The organism is Sphingomonas sp., assembly GCF_041661885.1.
In the GTDB taxonomy this organism is placed as follows: Bacteria; Pseudomonadota; Alphaproteobacteria; order Sphingomonadales; family Sphingomonadaceae; genus Sphingomonas.
In genome coordinates this window covers 367,459-390,516 of the sequence record NZ_JBAZTL010000001.1, presented here as the reverse complement: position 1 = coordinate 390,516, position 23,058 = coordinate 367,459, and the positions used below count along the sequence as shown (strand labels likewise).

The 23,058-nt window shown below is 63.9% G+C and carries 18 protein-coding genes; 8 read left to right on the top strand and 10 right to left on the bottom strand.

Annotated features, from left to right (window positions below; translation table 11 throughout):
* Positions 1 to 49: 49 nt before the first annotated feature.
* Both WC704_RS01970 and WC704_RS01965 read left to right on the top strand, forming a co-directional pair.
* Positions 50 to 1,015 (top strand): MBL fold metallo-hydrolase, encoded by a 966-nt coding sequence (locus tag WC704_RS01970; RefSeq protein WP_372888300.1) that lies wholly within the window; start codon positions 50 to 52, stop codon positions 1,013 to 1,015.
* Between the two features lie 96 nt (positions 1,016 to 1,111).
* Positions 1,112 to 1,948, top strand: a complete 837-nt coding sequence (locus WC704_RS01965; RefSeq protein ID WP_372888299.1) for an alpha/beta fold hydrolase — start codon at positions 1,112 to 1,114, stop codon at positions 1,946 to 1,948.
* 66 nt (positions 1,949 to 2,014) lie between these two features.
* Here the strand turns inward: WC704_RS01965 and WC704_RS01960 are convergent, their stop codons facing one another.
* On the bottom strand, positions 2,015 to 2,491 hold the full coding sequence (locus WC704_RS01960) for a redoxin domain-containing protein (protein WP_372888298.1): 477 nt from the start codon (positions 2,489 to 2,491) through the stop codon (positions 2,015 to 2,017).
* Positions 2,492 to 2,557: 66 nt separating this feature from the next.
* On the opposite strand from WC704_RS01960, the gene WC704_RS01955 reads away from it, so the two are divergent.
* Positions 2,558 to 3,208: a TetR/AcrR family transcriptional regulator gene (locus WC704_RS01955; protein WP_372888297.1), complete on the top strand. Its 651-nt coding sequence runs from the start codon at positions 2,558 to 2,560 to the stop codon at positions 3,206 to 3,208.
* Between the two features lie 162 nt (positions 3,209 to 3,370).
* Here the strand turns inward: WC704_RS01955 and WC704_RS01950 are convergent, their stop codons facing one another.
* On the bottom strand, positions 3,371 to 4,360 hold the full coding sequence (locus WC704_RS01950) for a zinc-binding alcohol dehydrogenase family protein (RefSeq protein ID WP_372888296.1): 990 nt from the start codon (positions 4,358 to 4,360) through the stop codon (positions 3,371 to 3,373).
* Positions 4,361 to 4,503: 143 nt separating this feature from the next.
* On the opposite strand from WC704_RS01950, the gene WC704_RS01945 reads away from it, so the two are divergent.
* A complete protein-coding gene (locus WC704_RS01945; protein ID WP_372888295.1) occupies positions 4,504 to 4,866 on the top strand; it encodes a winged helix-turn-helix transcriptional regulator in 363 nt (120 codons plus the stop codon).
* Positions 4,867 to 4,902: 36 nt separating this feature from the next.
* On the opposite strand, the gene WC704_RS01940 is transcribed toward WC704_RS01945, so the two are convergent.
* Both WC704_RS01940 and WC704_RS01935 read right to left on the bottom strand, forming a co-directional pair.
* Positions 4,903 to 5,415, bottom strand: coding sequence for an SgcJ/EcaC family oxidoreductase (locus WC704_RS01940; protein WP_372888294.1), 513 nt, complete (start codon positions 5,413 to 5,415; stop codon positions 4,903 to 4,905).
* 31 nt (positions 5,416 to 5,446) lie between these two features.
* The gene (locus tag WC704_RS01935; protein WP_372888293.1) at positions 5,447 to 6,256 is read right to left on the bottom strand and encodes an RNA polymerase sigma factor; all 810 of its coding nucleotides are present in this window, start codon (positions 6,254 to 6,256) and stop codon (positions 5,447 to 5,449) included.
* Positions 6,257 to 6,438: 182 nt separating this feature from the next.
* Here WC704_RS01935 and WC704_RS01930 point away from each other — a divergent pair, with 182 nt between their 5' ends.
* Positions 6,439 to 7,041, top strand: a complete 603-nt coding sequence (locus tag WC704_RS01930) for a DUF2867 domain-containing protein (protein ID WP_372888292.1) — start codon at positions 6,439 to 6,441, stop codon at positions 7,039 to 7,041.
* Between the two features lie 576 nt (positions 7,042 to 7,617).
* Here WC704_RS01930 and WC704_RS01925 read toward each other — a convergent pair.
* From WC704_RS01925 to WC704_RS01915, 3 genes are all read right to left on the bottom strand, one after another.
* Positions 7,618 to 8,133 carry an N-acetyltransferase family protein gene (locus WC704_RS01925; protein WP_372888291.1) on the bottom strand — a complete coding sequence of 172 codons (516 nt, stop codon included), beginning with the start codon at positions 8,131 to 8,133 and terminating at the stop codon, positions 7,618 to 7,620.
* 93 nt (positions 8,134 to 8,226) lie between these two features.
* Positions 8,227 to 9,975 (bottom strand): MFS transporter, encoded by a 1,749-nt coding sequence (locus WC704_RS01920; protein WP_372888290.1) that lies wholly within the window; start codon positions 9,973 to 9,975, stop codon positions 8,227 to 8,229.
* A gap of 23 nt (positions 9,976 to 9,998) precedes the next feature.
* A complete protein-coding gene (locus tag WC704_RS01915; RefSeq protein WP_372888289.1) occupies positions 9,999 to 11,411 on the bottom strand; it encodes a DcaP family trimeric outer membrane transporter in 1,413 nt (470 codons plus the stop codon).
* Positions 11,412 to 11,603: 192 nt separating this feature from the next.
* Between WC704_RS01915 and acs the strand changes: the two genes are divergently transcribed.
* Both acs and WC704_RS01905 read left to right on the top strand, forming a co-directional pair.
* Positions 11,604 to 13,553 carry an acetate--CoA ligase gene (acs, locus tag WC704_RS01910; RefSeq protein ID WP_372888288.1) on the top strand — a complete coding sequence of 650 codons (1,950 nt, stop codon included), beginning with the start codon at positions 11,604 to 11,606 and terminating at the stop codon, positions 13,551 to 13,553.
* A complete protein-coding gene (locus WC704_RS01905) occupies positions 13,550 to 14,191 on the top strand; it encodes a LuxR C-terminal-related transcriptional regulator (RefSeq protein WP_372888287.1) in 642 nt (213 codons plus the stop codon). Before acs ends, WC704_RS01905 begins: the two co-directional genes overlap by 4 nt.
* On the opposite strand, the gene WC704_RS01900 is transcribed toward WC704_RS01905, so the two are convergent.
* Both WC704_RS01900 and guaA read right to left on the bottom strand, forming a co-directional pair.
* Positions 14,181 to 17,516 carry a PAS-domain containing protein gene (locus WC704_RS01900; RefSeq protein WP_372888286.1) on the bottom strand — a complete coding sequence of 1,112 codons (3,336 nt, stop codon included), beginning with the start codon at positions 17,514 to 17,516 and terminating at the stop codon, positions 14,181 to 14,183. The genes WC704_RS01905 and WC704_RS01900 overlap by 11 nt on opposite strands.
* Positions 17,517 to 18,029: 513 nt before the next feature.
* Positions 18,030 to 19,586: a glutamine-hydrolyzing GMP synthase gene (guaA, locus tag WC704_RS01895; protein ID WP_372888285.1), complete on the bottom strand. Its 1,557-nt coding sequence runs from the start codon at positions 19,584 to 19,586 to the stop codon at positions 18,030 to 18,032.
* 49 nt (positions 19,587 to 19,635) lie between these two features.
* Here guaA and WC704_RS01890 point away from each other — a divergent pair, with 49 nt between their 5' ends.
* Positions 19,636 to 20,730 (top strand): 50S ribosomal protein L11 methyltransferase, encoded by a 1,095-nt coding sequence (locus WC704_RS01890; protein ID WP_372888284.1) that lies wholly within the window; start codon positions 19,636 to 19,638, stop codon positions 20,728 to 20,730.
* A gap of 141 nt (positions 20,731 to 20,871) precedes the next feature.
* On the opposite strand, the gene WC704_RS01885 is transcribed toward WC704_RS01890, so the two are convergent.
* Positions 20,872 to 22,998, bottom strand: a complete 2,127-nt coding sequence (locus WC704_RS01885; protein ID WP_372888283.1) for a prolyl oligopeptidase family protein — start codon at positions 22,996 to 22,998, stop codon at positions 20,872 to 20,874.
* Positions 22,999 to 23,058 lie beyond the last annotated feature (60 nt).

Sequence of the window (23,058 nt, the reverse complement as noted above, 5' to 3'; positions counted from 1 at the left end):
TCTGGCAGGGTGATCCACCTGTCGGATCAAGCAAATCGGATGAAACGCCATGACCGTTCGTTTTCTAAAGTGTGCCGCCGTGATCGCCAGCCTCGCCGTCCCGCCAGTCGCTTATGCCCAGAACGTCGCCTCCGCGCCGGTCACGGCTCCGGCGGATTTCTACAAGATGAAGCTCGGCAGCTTTACCATCGTCGCGCTGTCCGATGGCATCATCTCGCTGCCAGCCGATCAATTGCTGGTCGAGCGGACACCCGGCGAAGTGAAGGCGATCCTGGCAGCGGCGAACGCGCCCACGCTCGAACCGACCTCGGTCAACGCCTATTTGATCGACACGGGCGCGCGCCGCATTCTCGTCGATAGCGGCAGCGGCAGTTATTTCGGCCCGACGCTCGGACGCGCGATCACCGCGCTGAAGGCCGCAGGTTATAAGCCCGAGGATATTGACGAGGTGCTCATCACACACCTCCACCCCGACCATGTCGGCGGTCTTTCGGTCGATGGCGCGCGCGTGTTTCCCAACGCGACGATCCGCATGGCGCAGCCGGAGCAGGATTTCTGGCTCGACAAGGCCAACCTCGCCAAGGTCGATGCCTCGGTACAATCGTCCTTCGACGCCGCCGCCGCCTCACTCGCGCCGTATAGCGCGGCGGGGCGAGTCAAGCCATTCCAGCCAGGCGAGACGATCGACGCTGGCGTGACGGCAGTGTCGCTGCCCGGACACACGGCAGGGCACACCGGTTACCGTGTCGAGAGCGGTGGCAAGACGCTGCTCATCTGGGGCGACGTGATGCACGTGGCGGTGGTGCAGTTGAAGGACCCTGCGGTGACCATCAAGTTCGACCTATCGCAAGCCGAGGCATCCCGCTCGCGCGCCACGATCATGGCCGATGCGGCGAAGCGTCACTATCTGGTCGCGGCGGCGCACCTGCAATTCCCCGGCATCGGTACGCTCAACAAGGCGGCGCAGGGTTGGCAATGGACGCCGGTCCCCACGCCCCCCGCCAGCGCGCAATAACCCGCGCGCGGCGGCACTGGTCGATTACATTTCCCCCAGCGCAACGGTGGCAATCTCCTGGGAAGCCACCGTCTCGCCTCATCAATGGAGACTATCATGGCTTATGTAACCAGCACGGATGGCACCCAGATCTATTATAAGGACTGGGGGCCCAGGGACGCCCAGCCGATCGTCTTCCACCACGGCTGGCCGCTGTCGTCGGACGATTGGGACGCGCAGATGCTGTTCTTCCTGGCCAATGGCTACCGTGTCGTCGCGCATGATCGTCGCGGGCATGGCCGGTCCGAGCAAGCGGTCGGTGGCCATGACATGGACCATTATGCCGCCGATGCCTCCGCCGTGGTCGAGCATCTCGATCTCAAAAATGCGGTGCATATCGGCCATTCGACCGGCGGTGGCGAAGTCGCGCGCTATGTCGCGAAATTCGGCCAGCCGCAGGGCCGCGTGGCCAAAGCGGTGCTGGTCGCTGCGATTCCACCGCTGATGCTGAAGACCGATGCCAATCCCGGCGGCACGCCGATGGAAGTGTTCGACAGCTTCCGCAGCGCGCTCGCCGCGAACCGCGCGGCCTTCTTCCGCGATGTCGCGGCAGGCCCCTTCTATGGCTTCAACCGCGCCCACGAAGCGACGATCCCTGCCGTGATCGACAATTGGTGGCGTCAGGGCATGATGGGCAGCGCACAGGCGCATTATGAAGGCATCAAGGCCTTTTCCGAGACCGACCAGACCGAGGACCTGAAGGCGATCACCGTCCCCACGCTGGTGCTGCAGGGGGATGACGATCAGGTCGTGCCCTATACCGACGCCGCGCTGCTACAGGTCAAGCTGCTGCAGAACGCTACGCTGAAAATCTATGAGGGCTATTCGCACGGGATGTTGACCACCCATGCCGATGTCATCAACCCCGACCTGCTCGCCTTCGTGCGCGGCTGACCTCGGAGGTTTGATCGCGCGGGGAGACGATCGCCGATCGTCCCCCCGCCCTATTCTTTACCGCGTTTATGCCTTCGATTTCAGATAGGTAACCATACCGATCACATCCTCTGCCACCAACCGGCCAATCGGCCCGCTTGCGTAAACCGCGTTGAGAACCCGGCCCTCAGGGTCCAGCAAGAACCCGGTCGTCTGCAGATAATGCGGCTCGGCATTGGTATAGGCGCCCGTGGCCGCCGCCACCGCGTCGGCATCGGCGCTGTGCCCCACTGGAAAGCCGAGCTTAAATTTTTCGATCGTGCCGAGGGTCGTCACTTCATCATCGACCGACAAGGCGACGACTTTGATACCAGTTTCGGCAAGCTTTTCGCTGACGCGCTGGAAGCCAGCAAGCTGTACCTGGCAGAACGGACACCACGCCCCACGATAGATCAGAACCACGCCGTAAGAGCCTTGCAGGGATTGTGGAATCTGGAGCGCACCGCCGCCCGCAACCGAAAGCTCAAGAGATGGAAAAATCTCGCCGTTTTGCAGATGTGTCATGGAAAACTCCAAAAAGTGGACTAACCAGTCCACTAAGACACGCCAAAACTGGACCGTCAAGTCCAAATGACCTATATCGACGAAATGACGCGAACGCCCCGCTCCGGACCCCGCTCACTCACGGCTCGTGGCGCGGCCACGCGCGCGCGCATCGTCGATGCAGCCGCCGATTTGATCTATGCGCACGGCGTTGACCGGACGAGCCTGGACGAGGTGATGGCGCGGAGCGGTGTGAGCAAGTCGCAACTCTACCATTATTTCAAAGACAAGGACGCGCTGGTTCTTGACGTGATTGCGGTGCAGACCGACCGCGTCATCGGCGCGCAGCAGCCGCATCTCGGCGCGCTGGATTCGCTGGACGCCTTGCGGGCGTGGCGCCAGGCGATCCTCGACCTCAACCAGACCGTCGATGTCGGCGGGTGCCCGTTGGGGTCCTTGGCCAATGAAATGGCGAACAATTCCGAAGACGCACGCGCGCGCCTCGCCAGCAGTTTTGCGCGGTGGGCCGACGCGATCGAACAAGGGCTGGCGACGATGCAGGCGCGCGGCGATCTTGCCGCCTCCGCCGATCCGCACACCTTGGCGACCGGGCTGCTCAGCGCGGTTCAGGGCGGGCTCCTTTTGGCGAAAACCGAACAATCGAATCGCCCGCTCGAAATCGCGATCGACATGGCCCTCGCCCATATCGCCAGCCACAGCACGAACGCCGCGCCATAGCGCGAGCCGGAGGTGTTGCGTCGGCACGGGCGATGGCGCTTCGCTGCCCCGCAACCGGATCAAACCCCGCTGGGCGGAGATTTGTCCCGGTCACGCGACAGGACCGCTGCGCCAACGCTGGCGATCTCTCCACACGTAATCGCAGGCAGGACTGCCCGGCGTTTACGGGACCAGGACGACTTTCCCGCGCGTTTGCCGCGATTCCAGCGCGCGATGCGCTTCGCCCGCCTGTTCCAGCGGGAAGACGCCGCCAATGGTGACCTTAAGCTCGCCCGAGGCCGCCATCGTGAACAAGTGCGTCAACCCGTCCCGCAGGCTCTGCGGCGTAAGCAGGGGCACGGTGGCGAACCCGGTAACGCTCTGGTTCTGGAAGATCATTCCGAGCAGGTCAGGCACGCCGAGGTTGAAATCGAGAATGTTGAGCGAGCCGAAGATGACCAGTTCCCCCAGTGGTGCGAGCGCCTTCAGGCTTTCACGCGTCACCGCGCCGCCGACCGATTCGTAAATCACGTCGGCACCCGCGCCGCCGGTCAGGTCGCGCACGGCCTGCGACCAGCCGTCGGCGGTGTAATCGACAGCCGAATCGGCACCGAGCGAACAGGCGAATGCGCGCTTGTCCTCGGTGCTGGCCGCCGCGATCACCTGCCCCGCGCCGCTGCGCTTGGCGAGTTGCACGAGCAAGCTGCCGACACCGCCCGCCGCCGCCGACACAAGAACCTGCTTGCCCACCGCCGGTGCCCGTTCAAGGAGGTAGAAAGCGGTCAATCCCTGTACCATCAACGCGACCGCGTGTTCGAACGAGAGGTCAGCGGGAACAGGGGTCACGAAGTCGACATCGCAGACCATGTATTCGGCATAGCCACCAAAGAATTGCCCCGCCGCAAAGGCCGAGCCCGCCACGCGATCACCGATAGCGACCCCCTCGACCTCCGCGCCGACCGCTTCGACGATACCCGCAACTTCGGAGCCGAGGATGCTCGGCAATGGCGGCGTCATCGCATAGCGATTCTGCCGCATCGCCGTTTCGGCGAAGTTCACGCCCGATGCCTTGACCCGGATCAGCACCTCGCGCGGGCCGACCTCGGGCGTGGGCACATCCACCACGACGAGGGTTTCCGGCCCGCCAAAGCCCACCAATTGTACCGCTTTCATCACATTCTCCAGTCCATAACCAGGAAGCAACAGGGGCGTGAGCGCCAGTTGCCGTTGGCGGCGATTCTGTGTCATATGGGTCAAGTAACGGACTACAGAGAAATTGGTCATATACTAACTTAGAGGTAAGTATGGCGGCAGTGATGAAAAACCTCCCGCCCCTGCCGGCGGAACGGGCGCTTCGGGTGATTTCGGGCCGTTGGAAACCGATGGTCCTCTATCATCTGCTATTGGGGCCGCAGCGCCTGTCCGAATTGAACCGGCTGATGCCCGCCATCAGCCAGAAGGTCTTGATCCAGCAATTGCGCGAGATGGAGGCGCACGGCATCGTCAGCCGCACGGTGTTCCCGCAAGTCCCGCCAAGAGTGGATTACGAAGCGACGCCGCTCGGCCAAAGCCTGAGGCCGGTTCTGCTTGCCCTGTGCGAATGGGGCCGCCGCCACGCCGCCGAGCTCGATGAACTCGATACCCTCGGCGACTGCGGGAAACTGTCGCTGCCCGCCTAAACCGGCCGGAAGGATACGGCCGGTTTAGGCGCTTCTCTACTTCGCCTGAGGCAGCAGGCGCGCGCCGTGCGGGTTGTCGATCACCATTTTCCACGATCCGTCCGCTTGGCGCCGCAACACTGCGACCGACAGCCCAGACTGCCGGATCTCCTGTCCGTCCGGCGTGTGTGCCACCATCTGCCACGGTGCAATGTGAACAGCGGTATCGCCGCTTACCACCACTTCGTGGCCCGAATAGGTGAAAACCGGCTTGGCGGCTGCCATGCCACCGAACATCTGCCGCAACTGCTGTTCGTTCGTAACTGGCTGGCCCGGTTCGAACACCACAGCGGCGCCGGGTTCATAGGCGTTCATCACCGCATCGATATTGTTCTTCTCGAATGCCGAGGTCATCTGGGCGACGGCGGCCTGAACCTCTGCTTCATCTTTCTTCATATCATGGTCTCCAATTTGGCTTGATTGTGGGAGTGTCGGTTTCAATTCTTTGGCGTGGCCGATTTGTACCGAGGCCAGGCAAAACAATAGCGTGCACGCAAAAGCGTGTTTCATGTCGTCTCTCCTTGTTGAATTGATGGTGTCGTCAGCCGGGTGGGTCGACCAAACTCAATATTTTTGCGGCAAAATCTTCGGGCGCGCGCAACGGTCCGGTCGCCCGTTGAAGCTCAACGGCGGCAAGCCCGGAGTTGATTGTACCGGCCATCGCTTTTGCTGCCGCATAGCTGGGCGCTTCGCCGAAGGCGGCATATGGTCCTGAACCGAGCCGTCCGCAGTTAAGCGCCGCAGGTAACCGCCTTGGGCACGAGCAGGGAGCGGCCGGATTCGCCAAACCGCAATGGCCAGCGGTAAATTCTTGAACCCTGGCGCGTGCGCGTGAGAGTTGTTGACGAAATGCCGCCGGTTCGACGCCCAATATCGATGCCGCCTCGGCATGGTCCATCTCAAAAACTTCGCCCAGCACGTAGGTCGCGCGGTGCTTGCGATCAAGGCACATGAGCATCGCCATAGTGCAGCGCAGCCGCAGATCGTTCAACATGGCGTGATCCTCAGGCGAGGCTAATTCCTCATCGACGAGACCGTCGATGAGATCCTGGCCAAAGGCCTCGAATGACAGGCCGGGATCGCGCGCAATGACCTTGCGGGCCGTGAGGAGGTAGTTCACCGCGACTTTGTGGACCCAAGTCTCGAAGCGGCTCTCGCCCTTGAATGTCGACAGCTTGGTTATGACCCGAATCAGAATTTCCTGCGTGGCATCTTGCGCCGCTTCGGGATCAGCCAGCATACGTATCGACAGCCGGAACACCCTGTCCTGGGCGCCGCTCACCAACTCCGAAAGGGCGGCCGCATCACCGTCCTTTGCCCGCCGGACGAGAATGTCCTGGTCATCAACCACTGGAAACCTCCACGAAACTACCTCGCTAATTCATTAGACATTGGCGGAGGGTAAAGTGTGACACCGAATGCGATTTATATTGCGATTGCACATTGCCCCAATCAGTGCGGTCTGGGTCGGCGGGCATATCGCGCTGATCGGGGTGCTCCCTCGGATCGATCCGGATTGCCACTAGGCGACACTTGGAGGACGAGCGGATCCCGTGGTATTCTACCCTCGTGATCGGCTCGGCTGAACCGGTATCGAAATGGGCAAATTGCAAACGAGGAATGTGCGTGAACCTCCCCGCCTCCATCCCGTTCCCGTCGGACAGCGCCCTCTATCAGGACTTGGCGCGCGCTGATTTTGCGGATGCCTATCGCACACCGTTGCGCGACCGCACCGCCACGCCTGTTGAGATTTTCCTCCAGGCGACGCGCGCCACTCCAGAATGGGTCAACACGCTCATGGCATTGCGAAACGTCGTGGCCCGGGCAATCGGGATCAAGGACGTGGGGATCATGGGCGCCAACGCCTCCCGCCCAGCCGACAGCTATGCATCGGGCGATCGGCTGGGCATTTTCACCGTCATCGAGTCAGGGGCACATGAATTGCTTCTGGGCATCGACGACAGCCATCTCGACGTTCGCGTTTCGGTGCTAAAATCCGATGCAGCAGACGGGCCAACCTGCACGATTTCGACGCTGGTTCGGATCAAGAATTTGCTCGGGCATCTCTATATGCTCCCGGTCGGGCGCATCCATCCGCACGTGGTGCGGGCCATGATGCGACGCGGCCTCGCGTAAACACGCCCGGCTGCGTTGACGAACATCGCCAATGCTGGGCGATCAGCGCATCGTCATGCCAAAAGTCCGCCCGCTATACCGCGACTGCCGCGATCTCGCCCGATCGGGCGCGGTCGACGTCGGGGCTGCGATATGATTCTTCGGGAACTTGCGCGAGCCGGGAGGCAAGAAGCTCGCCATCTGCCAGGCTGTAGAATTTCTGGAAGCTCATAATCAGCGGCCGCCATTTGTCGGGATCGATCCGGTTGGAGGAGTCCTCAAATTTGGCAGGCGCTCCACTCGACTAGCCTTCTGCAACGGGCCGCCGCACTCCGGTTCTTGCCGTCAAATTACGACACAATTGGACGGCAAGAACCGGAGTGGAGGGCGATGCGACCGGCGGTGAACCATTGCTGCAGATCGATAGGGATATGGCCAGCAGTTGGCTTGCCATGACAGGTGCCAAACGCATCGAACCAGCTAGCGGTTCAGGTCACTACATCCCGCGATCGGTCGGTCGCGCTGGCCGAAGTGATTATTGAGATCGCGAGACCATAGCGTGTTGGCTGGTCGGCGACCTCCGTTGTTTGGCCGCCGTCACCGAAACGTCTTGGACAGAATGACCAAAGTCGGGTCGCCTTCCATAGGTTCGGGCGTAAAGCCCTTTTCGCGCTCCAGCTCGATCGCCGCGTGGTTGTCACGCGCCTCGATCGAGATGACCCTCCGCACGCCGCGCGCCGCCGCTTCGGTGGCAAGGATATCAAGTGCTGCCCAACCGACGCCCTTGCCGCGATAATCGCTACGCACCGAGACGGCGATCTCGCCGGTGTCGAGCGCCGCATCGCAGGCGAGCAGCGCCGATGCAACGAGTTCGCCCGAGGCTTGGTCGAAGGCGAGATAGCTCTCGCTGCGGAAATGGTCGGCATGGAGCAGCGGGTCTAGCTGGTTGTGGCTGACATGCTCGGACGCGGCGAAAAAGCGGAAACGACGGTCGACGTCGCTGACGTGGTCGAAAAAGTTCTCCAACTGCGCCTGATCCTCGGGGACTGCCGGGCGGATGCTGAGGTCGAGGCCCGAGCGGGTCTTGATGCGCGTTTGAGCATTGGTGGTCATCGCGGCTCTCCGTTGAAAGTGTGGCGCGGACTTGCCCCGGGCCATCGCGCCGCGCCTTGACCCAAGCCAAAGCGCGGCGGATTGCGGGTCATGTCAGCCGTCAATACTGCGGCGATAGGTTTCGGGCAGGAAGATCAGCCCGATCACCACGGTCGCCGCCGCCACCACCACGGGATACCAGAAGCCGTAGTAGATGTTGCCATTGGCCGCGACCATCGCGAAGCCGATTGCCGGAAGCAGCCCTCCCAGCCAGCCATTGCCGATATGATAAGGCAAGGACATCGAGGTGTAGCGGATCCGGCTGGGAAACAATTCCACCAGCATCGCCGCAATCGGGCCGTAGACCATCGTGACCAGCAGCACGAGATAGAACAGCAAGGCGACGACCAGCGGTTTGTTGATCGCTGCGGGATCCGCCTTGGCGGGATAACCGACCTGGACGAGCTCCCCTACTACAGCGGGCTTGGCCGCGACCGCTGGCTTATCACCCTCGGCCGGCTTGGCGACGACTGCGGGCGCGCCGGCGACTTCAGCCGTGAAGGCCGCGATTGCCTTTTTGCGGTCGTCACCCGTTACCTTGGACGGATCGGGCGCGATGAAGGTCTTGGTACCGATCGCGATCGAAGCGATCGTCCCGGCGGGCGCGGACACATTGGTGTAGTTGACGGCTGCCTTGGCGAGTGCGTTCTTGACAATGTCGCAGCTCGTCGTGTCGAACTTGTTCTGCCCGACCGGGTCGAATTGCGACGAACATTCCGCCGGGTTGGCGGTCACCGAGACCGGCGCCGTCGCTTGCGCCTTGGCGAGCGCCGGGTTTGCCGCATCGGTCAACGCATGGAACACCGGGAATAAGGTCGCCGCCGCCAGCGCGCAACCGCCGAGGATGATCGGCTTGCGCCCAACCTTGTCCGATAGCCAGCCAAAGAACAAGAAGAACGGGGTTGCCAGCAACAGGGCCGTGATGGTCAGCGTGTTGGCGGTGAGCCCCTCGACCTTCAGCATCTTTTCGAGGAAGTACATCGCATAAAGCTGCCCGGTGTACCACACCACTGCCTGCCCGGCGATTGCGCCGAAGAAGGCGATCAGCACGAACTTCAGATTATCCCACTTACCAAAGGCCTCGGTCAGCGGTGCCTTCGACGCGGTCCCTTCGTCCTTCATCTTCTGGAACACGGGTGATTCCGCGAGCTTCAGCCGCAACCACAACCCGATCGTCAGGAACAAGCCCGAAGCTAGATACGGAATACGCCAGCCCCACGCTTTGAACGCCTCCTCACCAACCCCGGTGACGGGCGAGCGGACGACGATGACGATCAGCAGTGCCATCGCAAGGCCCGCCGTCGCGGTGATCTGGATCCAACTGGTATAGAGGCCACGCTTGTTGTCGGGCGCGTGCTCGGCGACATAGGTGGCGGCACCACCATATTCGCCGCCCAGCGCCAGCCCCTGCAGCATGCGCAGCGCCACTAGCATGATCGGCGCCGCGACGCCCGCCGTCTTATACGTCGGCAGGCAGCCAACCAGGAAGGTCGAAACGCCCATGACTGACAACGTGATGATGAAGGTATAGCGTCGGCCGAACATATCGCCGATCCGTCCGAACACCAAGGCACCGAATGGCCGCACAACGAAGCCCGCCGCAAAGACCAGCAAGGCCATGATGAACGCAGTCGTCGCATTCAGCCCGGTGAGGAACTGCGCCGCAATGATTGCGGTCAGCAGCCCGTAGAGATAGAAATCATACCATTCGAACACGGTGCCGAGCGAACTGGCGGTAATCACCAATTTCTCGCTTCGCGTAGTCTGATGGTGCTTGGGCAAGACGTCGATATCCGTGGCCATGCCACATTCTCCCCTGTTTTCGATTAGAAACCATATTTCGCGGCAAGCTCGACGCGGTCGAGCTGTCCAGACACTCCGTTCACCAGTTCGCGCTTGCCGTGGCGATACTCGACCCCGAGGTCGAAGCCCTTGGCGGGCGTCCAGAACACATTACCGGCAAGGCTCCACGCGCGGTGGTTGAACGTCACGAAATTGCCCACGGGGAAGCCGTCTGGATAATCGGCAGTCTGGAAACTGCCCATCACGGTCGAGCGGATGTTCGGCGTCCAGGGCCAGCGCACCGCGGCAAAGGCGGCGAGGTTCTTGACCTTGCTGAGCTTGCCGGTGGCAGCGGTCAGGATTGCATCGGGCGCGAAGTTAAGTCCGAGATAGCGCCCGGCCCCCTGGCCATAGGTGGCCATGAAGCGGAAGTCGGCAAGCTTATTGGGCCCGAACGGCACCTTACCCGCCGCACTCACGCCCCAGCCGAGCACCTCGTCCTTCTGCGCGCCGTTCTGCACGCGGAGCGGCGCGACCAAACCGGCGAGCGACAGTTCACCAAAGCTCGCCGCATAGTTCAGCCTCGCGGCGAAATCGGGCACGTGATTGTCGTCATTTTCGACCAGGGCCGGGTTGTTGCCGGTCGCAGTCGCCGCCTGCGGGTTCTCCGCCGACACGCTCAAAGTTGCCGCCTTGCTCAGGTGGAAGGAATACCGCACCTGCGGCTGACGAGCGAAGACGGTGCCCTCGGTCGGGCCGATATAGTCGGTTGTCTCAGGGAGCGCCGCGACATATTGGAAGTTGCTCCACTCCTGCCCGATCAGCAGATCGTCGAACTGCACATAAGCGCGACGCAATGCGAGATTATAGCCGTTGGTGGTGCGCTCGCTGCCTTGCGTGCCGCTCGCCACCTGGAAATCGGTTTCGACATAGCCCTTCAGCGTGTGCCCCTTCACGTCAGTCGAAAGCGCGAGGAACAGGCGCGATTGCTTGGCGGAGAATTCGTCATTGGTGGAACCGCGCGGACCACCCACCGGGATTTGCTGCGGCAGATAGAAATCGCGCCCGAGCGCCAGTGGCGCGACCTCGCCGCCGCTATAGCGGCTGATGCTGGCGACGGTCTTGATATAGCCGCCGATCTTGAAGGTCACCGCGCCCGAGCGGAAGCCCTCGCTGATTTGCGCCGGCTTGCCTTCCATCGCGGCGACGCGCACCTCGGTCGCCTTGGCCGCCTGCGCTTGCGCGTCGAGGTGGGCGGTGGTGGCGGCACTCTGTTCACGCGCTGCGGCGAGGTCGGCGCGCAGTTGCGTCACCTCTGCCTCCAGCCGGTCGAGCCGCGCAAGCAGCGCGGCGCTCGCCGAATCCGGCGCCGTGTCCTTGGCCAACGCCACGCCCGGCGCGCACAGGGCGGTCGCGCCGAGCAGCAGGAAAATGGCGTGATATCGATAAGTCCGCATGAATCCCCTCCCCATGTTCTGGACCTGTTTTTGTTGACGTCCATTGTCCGCCCGCCCCGGCAGGCCCGCCATCCCGACCATGGTCGATGCGACTACGACCTTGGTCCCGGGCGCATGGGCAACGGCGGCGCGTTATGTCCCCCGGACATGGGCGCAAGGCCCGTACATCGACCTATCTTTGGGGAGGCTGCCATGGCTGACACTGTCTATCCGGTTCCCGCCGCCTGGGCCGAAGGGGCCCTGATCGACGCGGCGCGCTACGACGCGATGTATGCTCGCTCGATCGCCGAGCCCGACGCCTTCTGGCGTGAAGAGGCGCGCCGGGTCGATTGGATCAGGCCCTTCACCAAGGTGCGAACAACCTCCTTCCACGCCGCCGATTTCGGGATCCGCTGGTTTGAGGATGGCACGCTCAACCTCTCGACCAATTGCCTCGACCGGCATCTGGCTGAACGCGGCGACACGACGGCAATCCTGTGGGAAGCCGACGACCCCGCCGAACCGGCACGCCGCATCACCTATCGCGCGCTGCATGAAGAGGTCTGCCGTTGCGCCAATTTACTCAGGGCTCGTGGCGTGAAGCGCGGCGACCGCGTCACGATCTATCTGCCGATGGTGCCCGAGGCGGCGGTCGCGATGCTGGCCTGTGCGCGAATCGGGGCAATCCATTCGATCGTTTTCGCCGGCTTCTCGCCCGACGCGCTGGCCGGGCGCATCCTCGATTGCGGGTCGACCTTGGTCATCACCGCCGACGAAGGCCTGCGCGGCGGGCGCAAGGTGCCCCTGAAGGCCAATGCCGATGAGGCGCTGGAACAATGTCCCGATGTCACCACCGTTATCGTGCTGCGCCGAACGGGCGCGGATTTGCCAGTCACGCCCGGCCGCGATGTCGATTGGAGCGAAGGCCTCGCCGCGCAATCGCCGGACTGCCCGCCTGAGGAGATGAACGCCGAGGAGCCGTTGTTTATCCTCTATACCTCGGGCTCGACCGGCAAGCCCAAGGGCGTGCTGCATACCACCGGCGGCTATGCCGTATGGGTGTCGATGACGCACCAATATGTCTTCGATTATCGCCCCGGGCAGATCTTCTGGTGCGCCGCCGATGTCGGCTGGGTCACCGGGCACAGCTATGTCGTGTACGGCCCGTTGCTCAACGGCGGCACGACGGTCATGTTCGAAGGCGTGCCCAACTGGCCCGATCCTTCACGGTTCTGGCAGGTGGTCGACAAGTTCCAGGTCGAAATCTTCTATGGCGCGCCGACTGCCTTGCGCGCGCTGATGCGCGAGGGCGATAATTGGGTGACGCGTACCGACCGTTCCTCGCTGCGCCTGCTCGGCTCGGTCGGCGAGCCGATCAACCCCGAGGCGTGGGAATGGTATCACCGGGTCGTGGGCGAAGGGCACTGCCCGATCGTCGATACCTGGTGGCAGACCGAGACTGGCGGCACGATGATCACACCCTTGCCCGGCGCGACCCCGCTTAAGCCCGGTTCGGCCAGCCGCCCAATGTTCGGCGTGCAACCCCGACTGCTGGACAATGACGGCCGTACGGTGGAAGGCGCGGGCGAAGGCTGTCTCGTCATCACCGGCAGTTGGCCCGGACAGATGCGCACCGTGTGGGGCGATGACGAGCGCTTCTTCCAGACCTATTTCACCACCTTCCCCGGTGTCTATTTCACCGGAGACGGCTGCCGCCGCGATGCCGATGGCTATTACTGGATCACCGGGCGGATCGACGATGTGATCAACGTCAGCGGCCACCGCATGGGCACTGCGGAGATCGAAAGCGCCCTGGTCGCGCACGCCAAGGTGGCCGAGGCGGCGGTGGTCGGGATGCCACACGCGATCAAAGGCCAGGGCATCTATGCTTTCGTCACCACCAATGCCGAAGTCGAGCCCGATGAGACGCTGCGGCGCGAACTGGTGCAATGGGTGCGTCACGAAATCGGTCCGATCGCCACGCCCGACATAATCCAGTTCGCGCCCGCGCTCCCCAAGACGCGCAGCGGCAAGATCATGCGACGCATCCTGCGCAAGATCGCCGAGAACGACGTCGATAGCCTTGGTGATATCTCCACCCTTGCCGATCCGTCGGTGGTGGAGCATCTAGTGGCGAACAGGCCAATCTTGGCTGAGGCATGACAGAGACGATCCTCATCGCGGACGATCACCCGCTGTTTCGCCAGGCGCTCGCGCTGGCGGTAGCACGGGTGCGGCCTGCGGCGGGGATCATCGAAGCCGGGACGCTCGCCGCTGCCGCGCGTGCGGCGGGGGATGCCGACGACCTTGCGCTGGTCATCCTCGACCTGAAAATGCCCGGCGCGGTCGGCTATTCCGGCATCGCTTTGCTTCATGCCGAGCGCCCCAATGTGCCGATCCTGGTCGTCTCCAGCGCTGAAGGCGCGTCGGCGGCGGACGAAGCGCGCAACTACGGCGCAATCGGCTTTCTGCGCAAGGACAGCGATCTTGCCACGATCGAGGCGGCGATCGAACGGGCGTTGACCAGTGACAGTACCCGCGCCGTGTCACCGTCCCGGGTCGGAGAGGCGGTGGCAATCGGGGAGGTGCGCCACGAAGTGACCGATCTCACCCCGACGCAATTGAAGGTACTGCTCGCTGTCATCGACGGGCAGCTCAACAAACAGATCGCGCATAGCCTTGCGATGAGCGAGGCGACGGTTAAGGCCCATATGACCGCGATCATGCGCAAACTCGACGTGCAGAACCGCACCCAGGCGGCGTTGGTCGCGCGTTCGCTGGGGCTTGACCTCAGACATTGACGCGCGCGAGGAACCGCTCGATCGCGCTGGCCGCGACCGGCTTGGCGAAGACCTCGACCCCCAGCGCCGCCGCCTGACGCCGGATCTCCGGAGTCGCCTCGGCGGTGATGAGCGCTGCGGGCAGGCCGGGCCGGACAAGGCGCAAGTCCCGCAATAGCGTCAGGCCGTCCTCCGCGTCGCTCAGTCGATAATCGATGAGCACCGCGTCGGCAGCGGTGCCGTGCGCCAGCGCCTCGGTCGCGTTCGCGGCAACGAGCGTGCGGTGGCCCAGGCGGGTGAGCAAGGCGAAGCTCGCCTCCACGATGCGCGGGTCGTCATCGACCACCAGAACGGTGCGCGCGCGTGTCTGTGTCGGCGCCCGATCGGGGGTGCTAGGAGAGGCGCTCGCAAGCGCCGGCCCCTCAAGCGCGGGAAGCGTCAGGCTGAACCGGCTCCCCCGCCCGGGCGTAGAGCGCACCTCGATCGTCCCGCCGAGCAGCCGCACGATCCGCTCGGCCAAGGCAAGGCCCAGGCCAAGCCCCTCCACCTCCACCTCCCCGAGCCGGGTGAACTCCCCGAAAATCGCCTCGATCTGGTCGGGTGCGATGCCGACGCCGCTATCGACCACGTCAATCCGCACCGCGTCGCCGCGCCGCCGCACGCCCAGCAAGACGCCGCCTTCCGGCGTATAGCGTACCGCATTCGCAAGGAAATTCTGAATCACCGAGCGTAGCAGCCCGGCATCGGTGAGCACCGCTCCCGAGAGCGGACCGATACGCAGGCGCAGCCCCTTGGCAGAGGCGCTCGGCCGGAAGCTGTCGGCCAGGTTCGCTAGAAAAGGTCGGAGTGCGAGCGGGGCGAGATCGGGCTTCACCCCGCCCGCATCGATCCGGCTGATGTCGAGCAGCGCGCGCAGCAGCCCCTCAGCCGCGACGATCGCGCTGTCCACCCGCCCGACCAGCGCGCGCGTGTCCTCCGCAACATCGCGATCGAGCGCGGCCGTGAACAGCCGCGCGGCGTGCAGTGGCTGCAGCAGGTCGTGGCTTGCCGCCGCCAGAAAGCGCGTCTTGTCCTGCGTTGCGCGTGCGAGCTGATGGTTGGCGTCGCTCAGTGCCCGGGTACGGTCGGCGACGCGCTGTTCGAGTTCCTCGAGCGTGCGACGCAGGTCGGCGCGCGCCTGCGCCTCGGCGGTAATGTCGGTAAAGCTCATAACATAGCCGCCGCCCGGCATCGGTCCGCCCACCGTCTTGATCACGCGCCCGTCCGGGCGGACGCGCTCGAAACTGTGCTGCAACCGCGCGCGCAAATGGCCCAGCCGCTTGGCGACGTGGAGCTCGACATCGCCCGCGCCGAAATCGCCGCGCAGTGCATTGTGGCGGATAAGCTCGGCGACGGGCACGCCGACGCGCGCCAGCCCGGGCGGATACGGGAAGAGCTCGAGATAGCGGCTGTTCCACGCCTGCAGGTTCAATTCGGCGTCAATCACGCTGATCCCGGCGTCGAGATTCTCGAAGGTAGCGGCGAGCAATTGGCGCGAGAAGCGCAGCGACTGGCCGCCCTCGTCAAGCAAGCGGGTGACGTCGCCGAGGCTCATCTGCCCGCCCGCCAGCGCCGATGCGACCAGCGCCCTGGCCGAGGAGGCACCGACCACCCCCGCAATCAACTGCTGCGCGCGCGTGGCGGAACGACCATCGACCGGCGTACCGGGGGGCGATGCGGCAAATTCCAGTTCAGCGCGCTGCTGGCCGACGAAGCTGGCGGTCAGATGCACCAGTTCAACCATATCGGTCACCCGCCGATTGGAGCGGAGCAGGCGCGGCAGCGGGCTGGCAGGCGCGTTGCGCGCGGCGATCGTGGCGAGCACCAGCAAGTTTGCACCGAGACTCCATAACACGCCATGCACGACCGGCGATGCATGGCCGATGCCAAAGAGCCGCAGCGGGTCGAGCGGGCCCAGCGCAAGCACGTGCAGCCAGGCTCGCGGGAGCACAGGCGGCAAGCCGAGCGTATAGAGCCACAACACCAGCCCCACCGACAGGCTGGCGCGCGCCGCGATCGGATCGCGCCCGGTATCGATCGTCGCTAGAATGAGATGTGGGGTGAACTGCGCCATCGCGGCGAAAGCCACGACGCCGATCGACGCCAGCGAGTCGTTGGGCGATATCAACAGCGCCCAGGCGAGCGCCAGCGCGATGATCGCGACAATCGACCCGGCGCGGACCTGCAACATGCGTCGGCCGAGTGCGCCCGCCGCCTCGCCCCCGCCACTCCGCAACACCGCAGCGAACACGAGATCGTTCGACACCATCGTCGCCAGCGCGACGGAATCGACGATGACCATCGACGCCGACGCGCTGATCCCACCGAGCAGCGCCATCACGACCAGCCAGCCGCCACCGCGCATGGCGCCGGGCAGCAATAACGGATAGAGATCCGCGGTCCCCCCGCCGGGCAACATCAGCGTTCCCGCGAGCGCGATCGGCACGACGAGCAACGCCATCACGGCGAGATACGCCGCAAAACCGAAGCGCGCGCGCGGCAGATCGTCGGGTTCGTGCGACTGGGTAAGCCCCATATAGAATTGGCGGGGCAGCGAGAGGATGGCCATGGCAGAAATCAGGCACAGCACCACGAACTCGAGCGACAGGCGAGCGGGTGCAAAGCGTCCGGAAAACGCGGTTACCGCGTCGGCAAGGGGTACGGTCGGCGCACCGGCAAGCAGAACGAGTGCCAAGCCGGCGATCAGCACGAGCGCGACGATCTTGAACAGCGATTCGAACGCGATCGCGAACAGCAAGCCTTCGTGCCGCCCCGCCATCTCGAACCGTCGCGCGCCAAACACGATGGCGAACAGCGCCAACAAAATCGCCGCCCCGATCATCACCGGGGTGGTCGCCGCCGCGTTCGAAACCGTCGCGATCGCGTTGCCGATCGACCGCAATTGCAGCGCGATATAGGGCACGGTACCGAGCAGCGCGATGATCGTCACCAGCCGCGCGACGACGGCATCATGGCCGAAGCGCGCGGCGATGAAATCCGACACGGTCATTGCTTTTTCCTCGGCCACCGCGTGCGACAGCCGCGACAGGAAACGGGGTGCCGCGAGCAGGACCATTATCGGCGCGAGGTAGATCGGGAGATACGCCCAGCCCTCGCGCACCGCGCTCCCGACCGCGCCGTAGAAGGTCCAGCTCGAACAATAGACGCCAAGCGCCAGCGTATAGGCAATGCGGCGTACGCGCGGATTGCCCGCCAGCAACGTTCCGCGCGCCTCTACCCCAGCCGCCACCACGAACAGCAGCGCGATCGCCGCCAGCGCCAGCACGGCGGCCTGATTGAGCGTCATGCGCCCCCCTCCCTTAGGCCAACGTCTACCACGTGCTACGGGCCCGACATAGAGGCGAGCGGGCACAGCCCCAGCCAGGCGATCTCCCGCAGGTCTCACCTCTTCGTCGGGGACGCCGGCTGCGTACAATTTCAGTCGCGTGGGAGCCCTTGTACCGCCCGCGCACGAATTTTTGTTGCTGGTAATCGGCGCACGAAAGCGGGCTGGCGGCCTTTCGCGCGAAACGCCGAACACCGATAAGCAAGCATATGTCGGCTTTCGGGTTCCGCCGCCGGCCATCTGAGTGACGACAATAGGGACGCAAAACAGACCCGCGTTTGTGCACGCCATGCTGCGCCAGAGCACACTTGTCCATCAAAGCGGTCTTATACCGTTATGAGGGTACGTGCAGATCGATCCCGTGAGACAGAAATGGAGCGGGTAAGCCGAGCGCGAGTAAAAAACGGATGCTGTCGACAATAACGATACCGAGAATCACCGCCAAACCCACGCTATCCCCACCGTTTGTATCCGTCACTCCCACTCAATCGTGCCGGGCGGCTTGCTCGTATAGTCATAGGTGACGCGGTTGATGCCCTTCACCTCGTTGACGATCCGCGTCGCCACGCGCGGCAGGAAGTCACCCGGGAATTGGAACGCCTCGGCGGTCATGCCGTCGGTTGAGGTGACCGCGCGCAGGGCGAGCACATTATCATAAGTGCGCCCGTCGCCCATCACGCCGACGCTGCGCACCGGCAACAGCACCGCGAATGCCTGCCAGATCGTGTCGTACAGCCCCGCCGCGCGGATTTCCTCGAGATAGATCGCATCGGCCTTGCGCAGGATATCGCAGCGTTCCTTGGTCACTTCGCCCGGAATGCGGATCGCAAGGCCCGGCCCGGGGAAGGGATGCCGCCCGACAAACGCCTCGGTCAGCCCGAGTTCGCGGCCCAGCGCGCGCACTTCGTCCTTGAACAGTTCGCGCAGCGGCTCCACCAACTGCATGTTCATCCGCTCGGGCAAGCCGCCAACATTGTGGTGGCTCTTGATCGTCACCGACGGGCCGCCAGTGAAGCTGACGCTTTCGATCACGTCGGGGTACAGCGTGCCTTGCGCCAGGAAATCCGCCCCACCGATGTTCTTGGCCTCCGCCTCGAAGATGTCGATGAAGGTCTTGCCGATGAATTTGCGCTTCGCCTCGGGGTCGGTGACGCCAGCCAGGCCGCCCATGAACAGGTCCTGCGCATCCACATGCACCAGGGGAATGTTATAGTGCCCACGGAACAGGCTGACGACCTGTTCGGCCTCCCCTGCCCGCAGGATTCCGCCATCGACGAACACGCAGGTGAGCTGATCGCCAATCGCCTCATGGATCAACACCGCCGCCACCGCGCTATCGACACCACCCGAGAGACCGCAAATCACGCGGCCCTTGTCGACTTGGGCACGGATTTCGGCGATCTTGGCCGCGCGGAACTCGGCCATCGTCCACTCACCGGTCAGGCCGCAGACGTGCCGCGCGAAATTGGCGATCAGCTTGGCGCCATCGGGCGTGTGCGCCACTTCCATGTGGAATTGCGTGGCGTAATATTTGCGCGCTTCGTCGGCGACCACCGCGATCGGCGAACCGGGGCTGACCGCGACCGGGCGGAAGCCGGGAGCCAGTGCGGTCACCTTGTCGCCGTGGCTCATCCACACCGTGTGCTTCTCGCCCGGCTGCCACACCCCGTCGAACAGCGCACAATGGTCGGTCACTTCGATCACCGCATGGCCGAACTCGCCGCTTTCGCCAAGCGTTACGCTGCCGCCCAATTGGTGCATCAGCACTTGCTGGCCATAGCAGATACCCATGATTGGCACGCCGCTGTCGAGGATCGCCTGCGGGATGCGCGGCGATCCGTCGTCGAGCACCGAGGCCGGGCTGCCCGAGAGGATCACGCCCTTGGGGTTCATCCGCGCGAACGCCACTTCGGCGGTGGTGAACGGCGCGATCTCACTGTAGACGCCAGCCTCACGCACGCGCCGTGCGATCAATTGCGTTACTTGGCTGCCGAAATCGACGATGAGGATGGAGTCGGTCTGATGGGTCATGCGGCCAGATAGCAGATACAAGCGGCGGGGGAAGAGCTTTGGGGACGGCATGAACGACAAGCGGGATATGAAAGCGATCGCGCGCGCCGGTTTCGAACCGATGGTGGAGGCCGCCGGGAAGGACGGACGCAAACTCGCGGCACTCGCAGGCCTCGCGTCGAAGATCGGTTTGCGCGGACGGGTGTATCCCCTGGCAACCGAAGCCCGCGCCCTCGCGCCCGACGACGTGGAGGTTACCGCGCGCGCGCAACATCTGATCGGGCAAAGCGTGCCGCGCTGGCATTTCAACATGCTACGCGACGAACCGCGCAACGCCGCCTTCGATGCCGCGATCCGGCGCGCGGTGACGCCGGGCACGCATGTGCTCGACATCGGCGCGGGCAGCGGCCTGCTGTCGATGATGGCGGCGCGCGCAGGGGCGGGCCGTGTCGTTGCCTGCGAGGAAAATCCCGCGATCGCCGATGCCGCAACACGCATCGTCGCCGCCAATGGCTATGCCGATCGCATTCGCATCGTCACCGGCAATTCGACCGAGCTTGATCTGGAGGCCGATCTCGAAGGGCCGGCCGATGTCATCGTGTCCGAAATCGTCTCGAACAATCTGCTGGCCGAAGGTGTGCTGAGAACGCTGGCCGACGCGGCATCGCGGCTGTTGGCTCCCGGCGGGCAGATGATCCCGATGGGCGGGGCGGTGATGGTCGCGCTGGCCAATTGGGGGGGCGCCGCGCAGAACCATATGGGAGAGGTTGCCGGGTTCGATCTCGATGGCTTCAACGCACTGGCGCAGGTGCCGCGCAATGTGGCGGTCAACGACGCCACGCTCACCCTGCACAGCGCCGCCACCGCTTTGCTGGCGTTCGATTTCACCGCAAAAACCACGCGCGAGCAGCACCGCGCAGAAACGACGCTGGTCAGCGAGGGCGGATCGATCGGCGGGATCGTGCAGTGGATCCGGCTCGATCTCGACGCCGAAGGCACCTATGAAAATCGCCCCGGCCCCGACGTCGCATCACATTGGGGCGCGCAATTCTACCCGTTCGAGGTGCCGCTCGATCTTCCAGCAGGCACCCCGGTACGGATCGCCGGGGTGCATGACGGGCATCAATTGCTGGTGTGGCGGGAGGATTCGTTACCCGAGGTCTGAGCCGCCGTCTTCGTGTCGCTTCCCCGGCGAAGGCCGGGGCCCAGACCGAAAGGTGGAAGTCGCCACGCGGAACCGCCCGATCTCTCCCGTCTCGCTGCTGGAACCCGGCCTCCGCCGGGGAAGCAAGGGGATAGCGGCGCGCTACTCCACCGGCTTAACCGTGAGCCCCGTCCACTTCGCCGCGAAGGCCCAGGCGTCGGCGGTTTCGGCGATTACCTTGTCGGTTGGCTTGCCCGAACCGTGGCCCGCGCGCGTCTCGATCCGCACCAGACGCGGCTTCGGCCCGAGGTCGAGCGATTGCAGCATCGCGGTATATTTGAAGGTGTGCCCGGGCACGACGCGGTCGTCCGTATCGGCGGTCTCGGCCAGGATCGCCGGATAGGCCTTGCCCGCGCGGATATTGTGATAGGGCGAATAGGCATAGAGCGTCCTGAAATCGGCTTCCTTCGACGGATAGCCATAATCATCGACCCAATAGCGCCCGGCGGTGAAGCGGTCGAAGCGCAGCATGTCCATCACCCCGACCGCAGGCAAGGCCGCCGCAAACAGGTCAGGCCGCTGGTTGGTCACCGCGCCCACCAGCAAGCCGCCGTTTGACCCGCCCTGGATAACGAGCTGGTCCGCGCCGGTAATGCCCTTTGCCTTCAGATATTCGCCCGCCGCGATGAAATCGTCGAACACGTTCTGCTTGTTGGCCAGGCGCCCGCCATCGTGCCACGCCTTGCCATATTCGCCACCGCCGCGAATGTTGGCGACCGCCAACACCCCGCCCTGCTCCAGCCACGCCAGCCGCGTTGCCGAAAAACCGGGCGTAACCGAGATGTTGAAGCCGCCATAAGCGTAGAGCAACGTCGGTGCGGGTCCGGAAACATCTTTACGGTGGACGACGAACATCGGCACCTGCGTGCCGTCCTTCGAGGCATAAAAGCGCTGCTCAACCTGATAGCGCGCCGGGTCGAACGCCACCTTCGGCGCGGCCCACGGCGTCGCCTGCCCGGTCTTCACGTCATAGCGATAGATCGTCGTCGGCGTGGCAAAGCTGGTGAAGGCAAAGAAGGTTTCGGGGTCGCCCGCCTCCCCGCCAAAGCCCCCCGCTGCGCCGATACCGGGCAGCGGCACCACGCCATCGGGCTTACCCTCCAGCGTATAGCGGCGGACTTCGCTCTTCACATCGGCGAGACACGAAACCAGCAGACGGTCGCCAACCAGGCTGGCCCCTTCGATCACGTCCTTGCCCTGCGCAACGACTTCCTGCTCGGGAACTTCGGCCGAGCGCGCGTAAAGATTGGTCGCGACGATCCGCCCGCGCGGCGCGTCCTTATTGGTCACCCAATAGAAATTGCCGCCGACATTACCTGCCAGGCTCCACTCATAATTCAGGCCCTTGAAGATCGTGCGCGGTACCGGCTTGGGCGCGGTCAGGTCGATCACGGTGATCTGATAGCGGTTATCGGTGCCCTCATGTGTGGTAATAACCAGCCATTTGCCGTCATCGGTCACTTGCGCAGTGTGGCCGAGCTTGGGGCTCTCGGGTGTGGCATAGATTAGCGTGTCGGCTGCCTGCGCGGTGCCGAGCTTGTGAAAATAGACTTGCTGATTCTCGTTGAGCGCCTGGAACTTGGCCCCGGCAGCAGGGGCGGCGAAGCGCGAATAATAGAAACCCGAACCATCCTTTGCCCAGGCGAGGCCCGAGAATTTCACCCATTCGATCGTGTCCGACACCGCGCCCGTGGCCACATCGAGCACCTTGACCGAGCGCCAATCCGTGCCGCCATCCTGCACCGCGTAAGCGAGCTTTTTGCCATCATCGGACGGGCTCCATTCGGCGAGCGCGGTTGCCCCGTCCTTCGACCAGCCATTGGGGTCGATCAGCACTCGCCCCGCGCCATCGACGCTGTCGCGCACATACAACACCGATTGATTTTGTAACCCGGCATTGCGGCTGTAAAAATAGCGACCGCCCTTCTTCACCGGCGTGCCGAAGCGTTCATAATTGAGCAATTGCTTCAACCGCGCCGCAAAGATGTCGCGCCCCGGCAACGTTGCCAGATAGGCGTTGGTAACGGCATTCTCGTCCGCCACCCATTTCGCGACCTCGGCATCGGTCCGCACGTCGTTTTCCAGCCAGCGATACGGATCGGCGACCTTCACGCCAAACTGTTCGTCGACTTGGGTTACGCGGCGGGTTTCGGGATATTTCATGGTTTGGGCCTGTAGTTGCGCGGGAGCCGCGAGAACGAGAGCAATCAGCGGCAGGGTCAAACGCATGTAAGGCTCCAAAACGAAAAAAGGAGCCGCACTCTACCGAGTACGGCTCCTTTCTCAACC

Excerpts from the sequence above, each read along its gene's own strand:
- guaA (WP_372888285.1), bottom strand. The coding sequence starts at position 19,586 with ATGACCCATCAGACCGACTCCATCCTCATCGTCGATTTCGGCAGCCAA.
- WC704_RS01920 (WP_372888290.1), bottom strand. The coding sequence starts at position 9,975 with ATGGCCACGGATATCGACGTCTTGCCCAAGCACCATCAGACTACGCGA.
- WC704_RS01970 (WP_372888300.1), top strand. The coding sequence starts at position 50 with ATGACCGTTCGTTTTCTAAAGTGTGCCGCCGTGATCGCCAGCCTCGCC.
- WC704_RS01900 (WP_372888286.1), bottom strand. The coding sequence starts at position 17,516 with ATGACGCTCAATCAGGCCGCCGTGCTGGCGCTGGCGGCGATCGCGCTG.
- acs (WP_372888288.1), top strand. The coding sequence starts at position 11,604 with ATGGCTGACACTGTCTATCCGGTTCCCGCCGCCTGGGCCGAAGGGGCC.
- WC704_RS01925 (WP_372888291.1), bottom strand. The coding sequence starts at position 8,133 with ATGACCACCAATGCTCAAACGCGCATCAAGACCCGCTCGGGCCTCGAC.
- WC704_RS01915 (WP_372888289.1), bottom strand. The coding sequence starts at position 11,411 with ATGCGGACTTATCGATATCACGCCATTTTCCTGCTGCTCGGCGCGACC.
- WC704_RS01890 (WP_372888284.1), top strand. The coding sequence starts at position 19,636 with ATGAACGACAAGCGGGATATGAAAGCGATCGCGCGCGCCGGTTTCGAA.
- WC704_RS01955 (WP_372888297.1), top strand. The coding sequence starts at position 2,558 with ATGACCTATATCGACGAAATGACGCGAACGCCCCGCTCCGGACCCCGC.
- WC704_RS01960 (WP_372888298.1), bottom strand. The coding sequence starts at position 2,491 with ATGACACATCTGCAAAACGGCGAGATTTTTCCATCTCTTGAGCTTTCG.
- WC704_RS01945 (WP_372888295.1), top strand. The coding sequence starts at position 4,504 with ATGAAAAACCTCCCGCCCCTGCCGGCGGAACGGGCGCTTCGGGTGATT.
- WC704_RS01965 (WP_372888299.1), top strand. The coding sequence starts at position 1,112 with ATGGCTTATGTAACCAGCACGGATGGCACCCAGATCTATTATAAGGAC.
- WC704_RS01950 (WP_372888296.1), bottom strand. The coding sequence starts at position 4,360 with ATGAAAGCGGTACAATTGGTGGGCTTTGGCGGGCCGGAAACCCTCGTC.
- WC704_RS01885 (WP_372888283.1), bottom strand. The coding sequence starts at position 22,998 with ATGCGTTTGACCCTGCCGCTGATTGCTCTCGTTCTCGCGGCTCCCGCG.
- WC704_RS01940 (WP_372888294.1), bottom strand. The coding sequence starts at position 5,415 with ATGAAACACGCTTTTGCGTGCACGCTATTGTTTTGCCTGGCCTCGGTA.
- WC704_RS01905 (WP_372888287.1), top strand. The coding sequence starts at position 13,550 with ATGACAGAGACGATCCTCATCGCGGACGATCACCCGCTGTTTCGCCAG.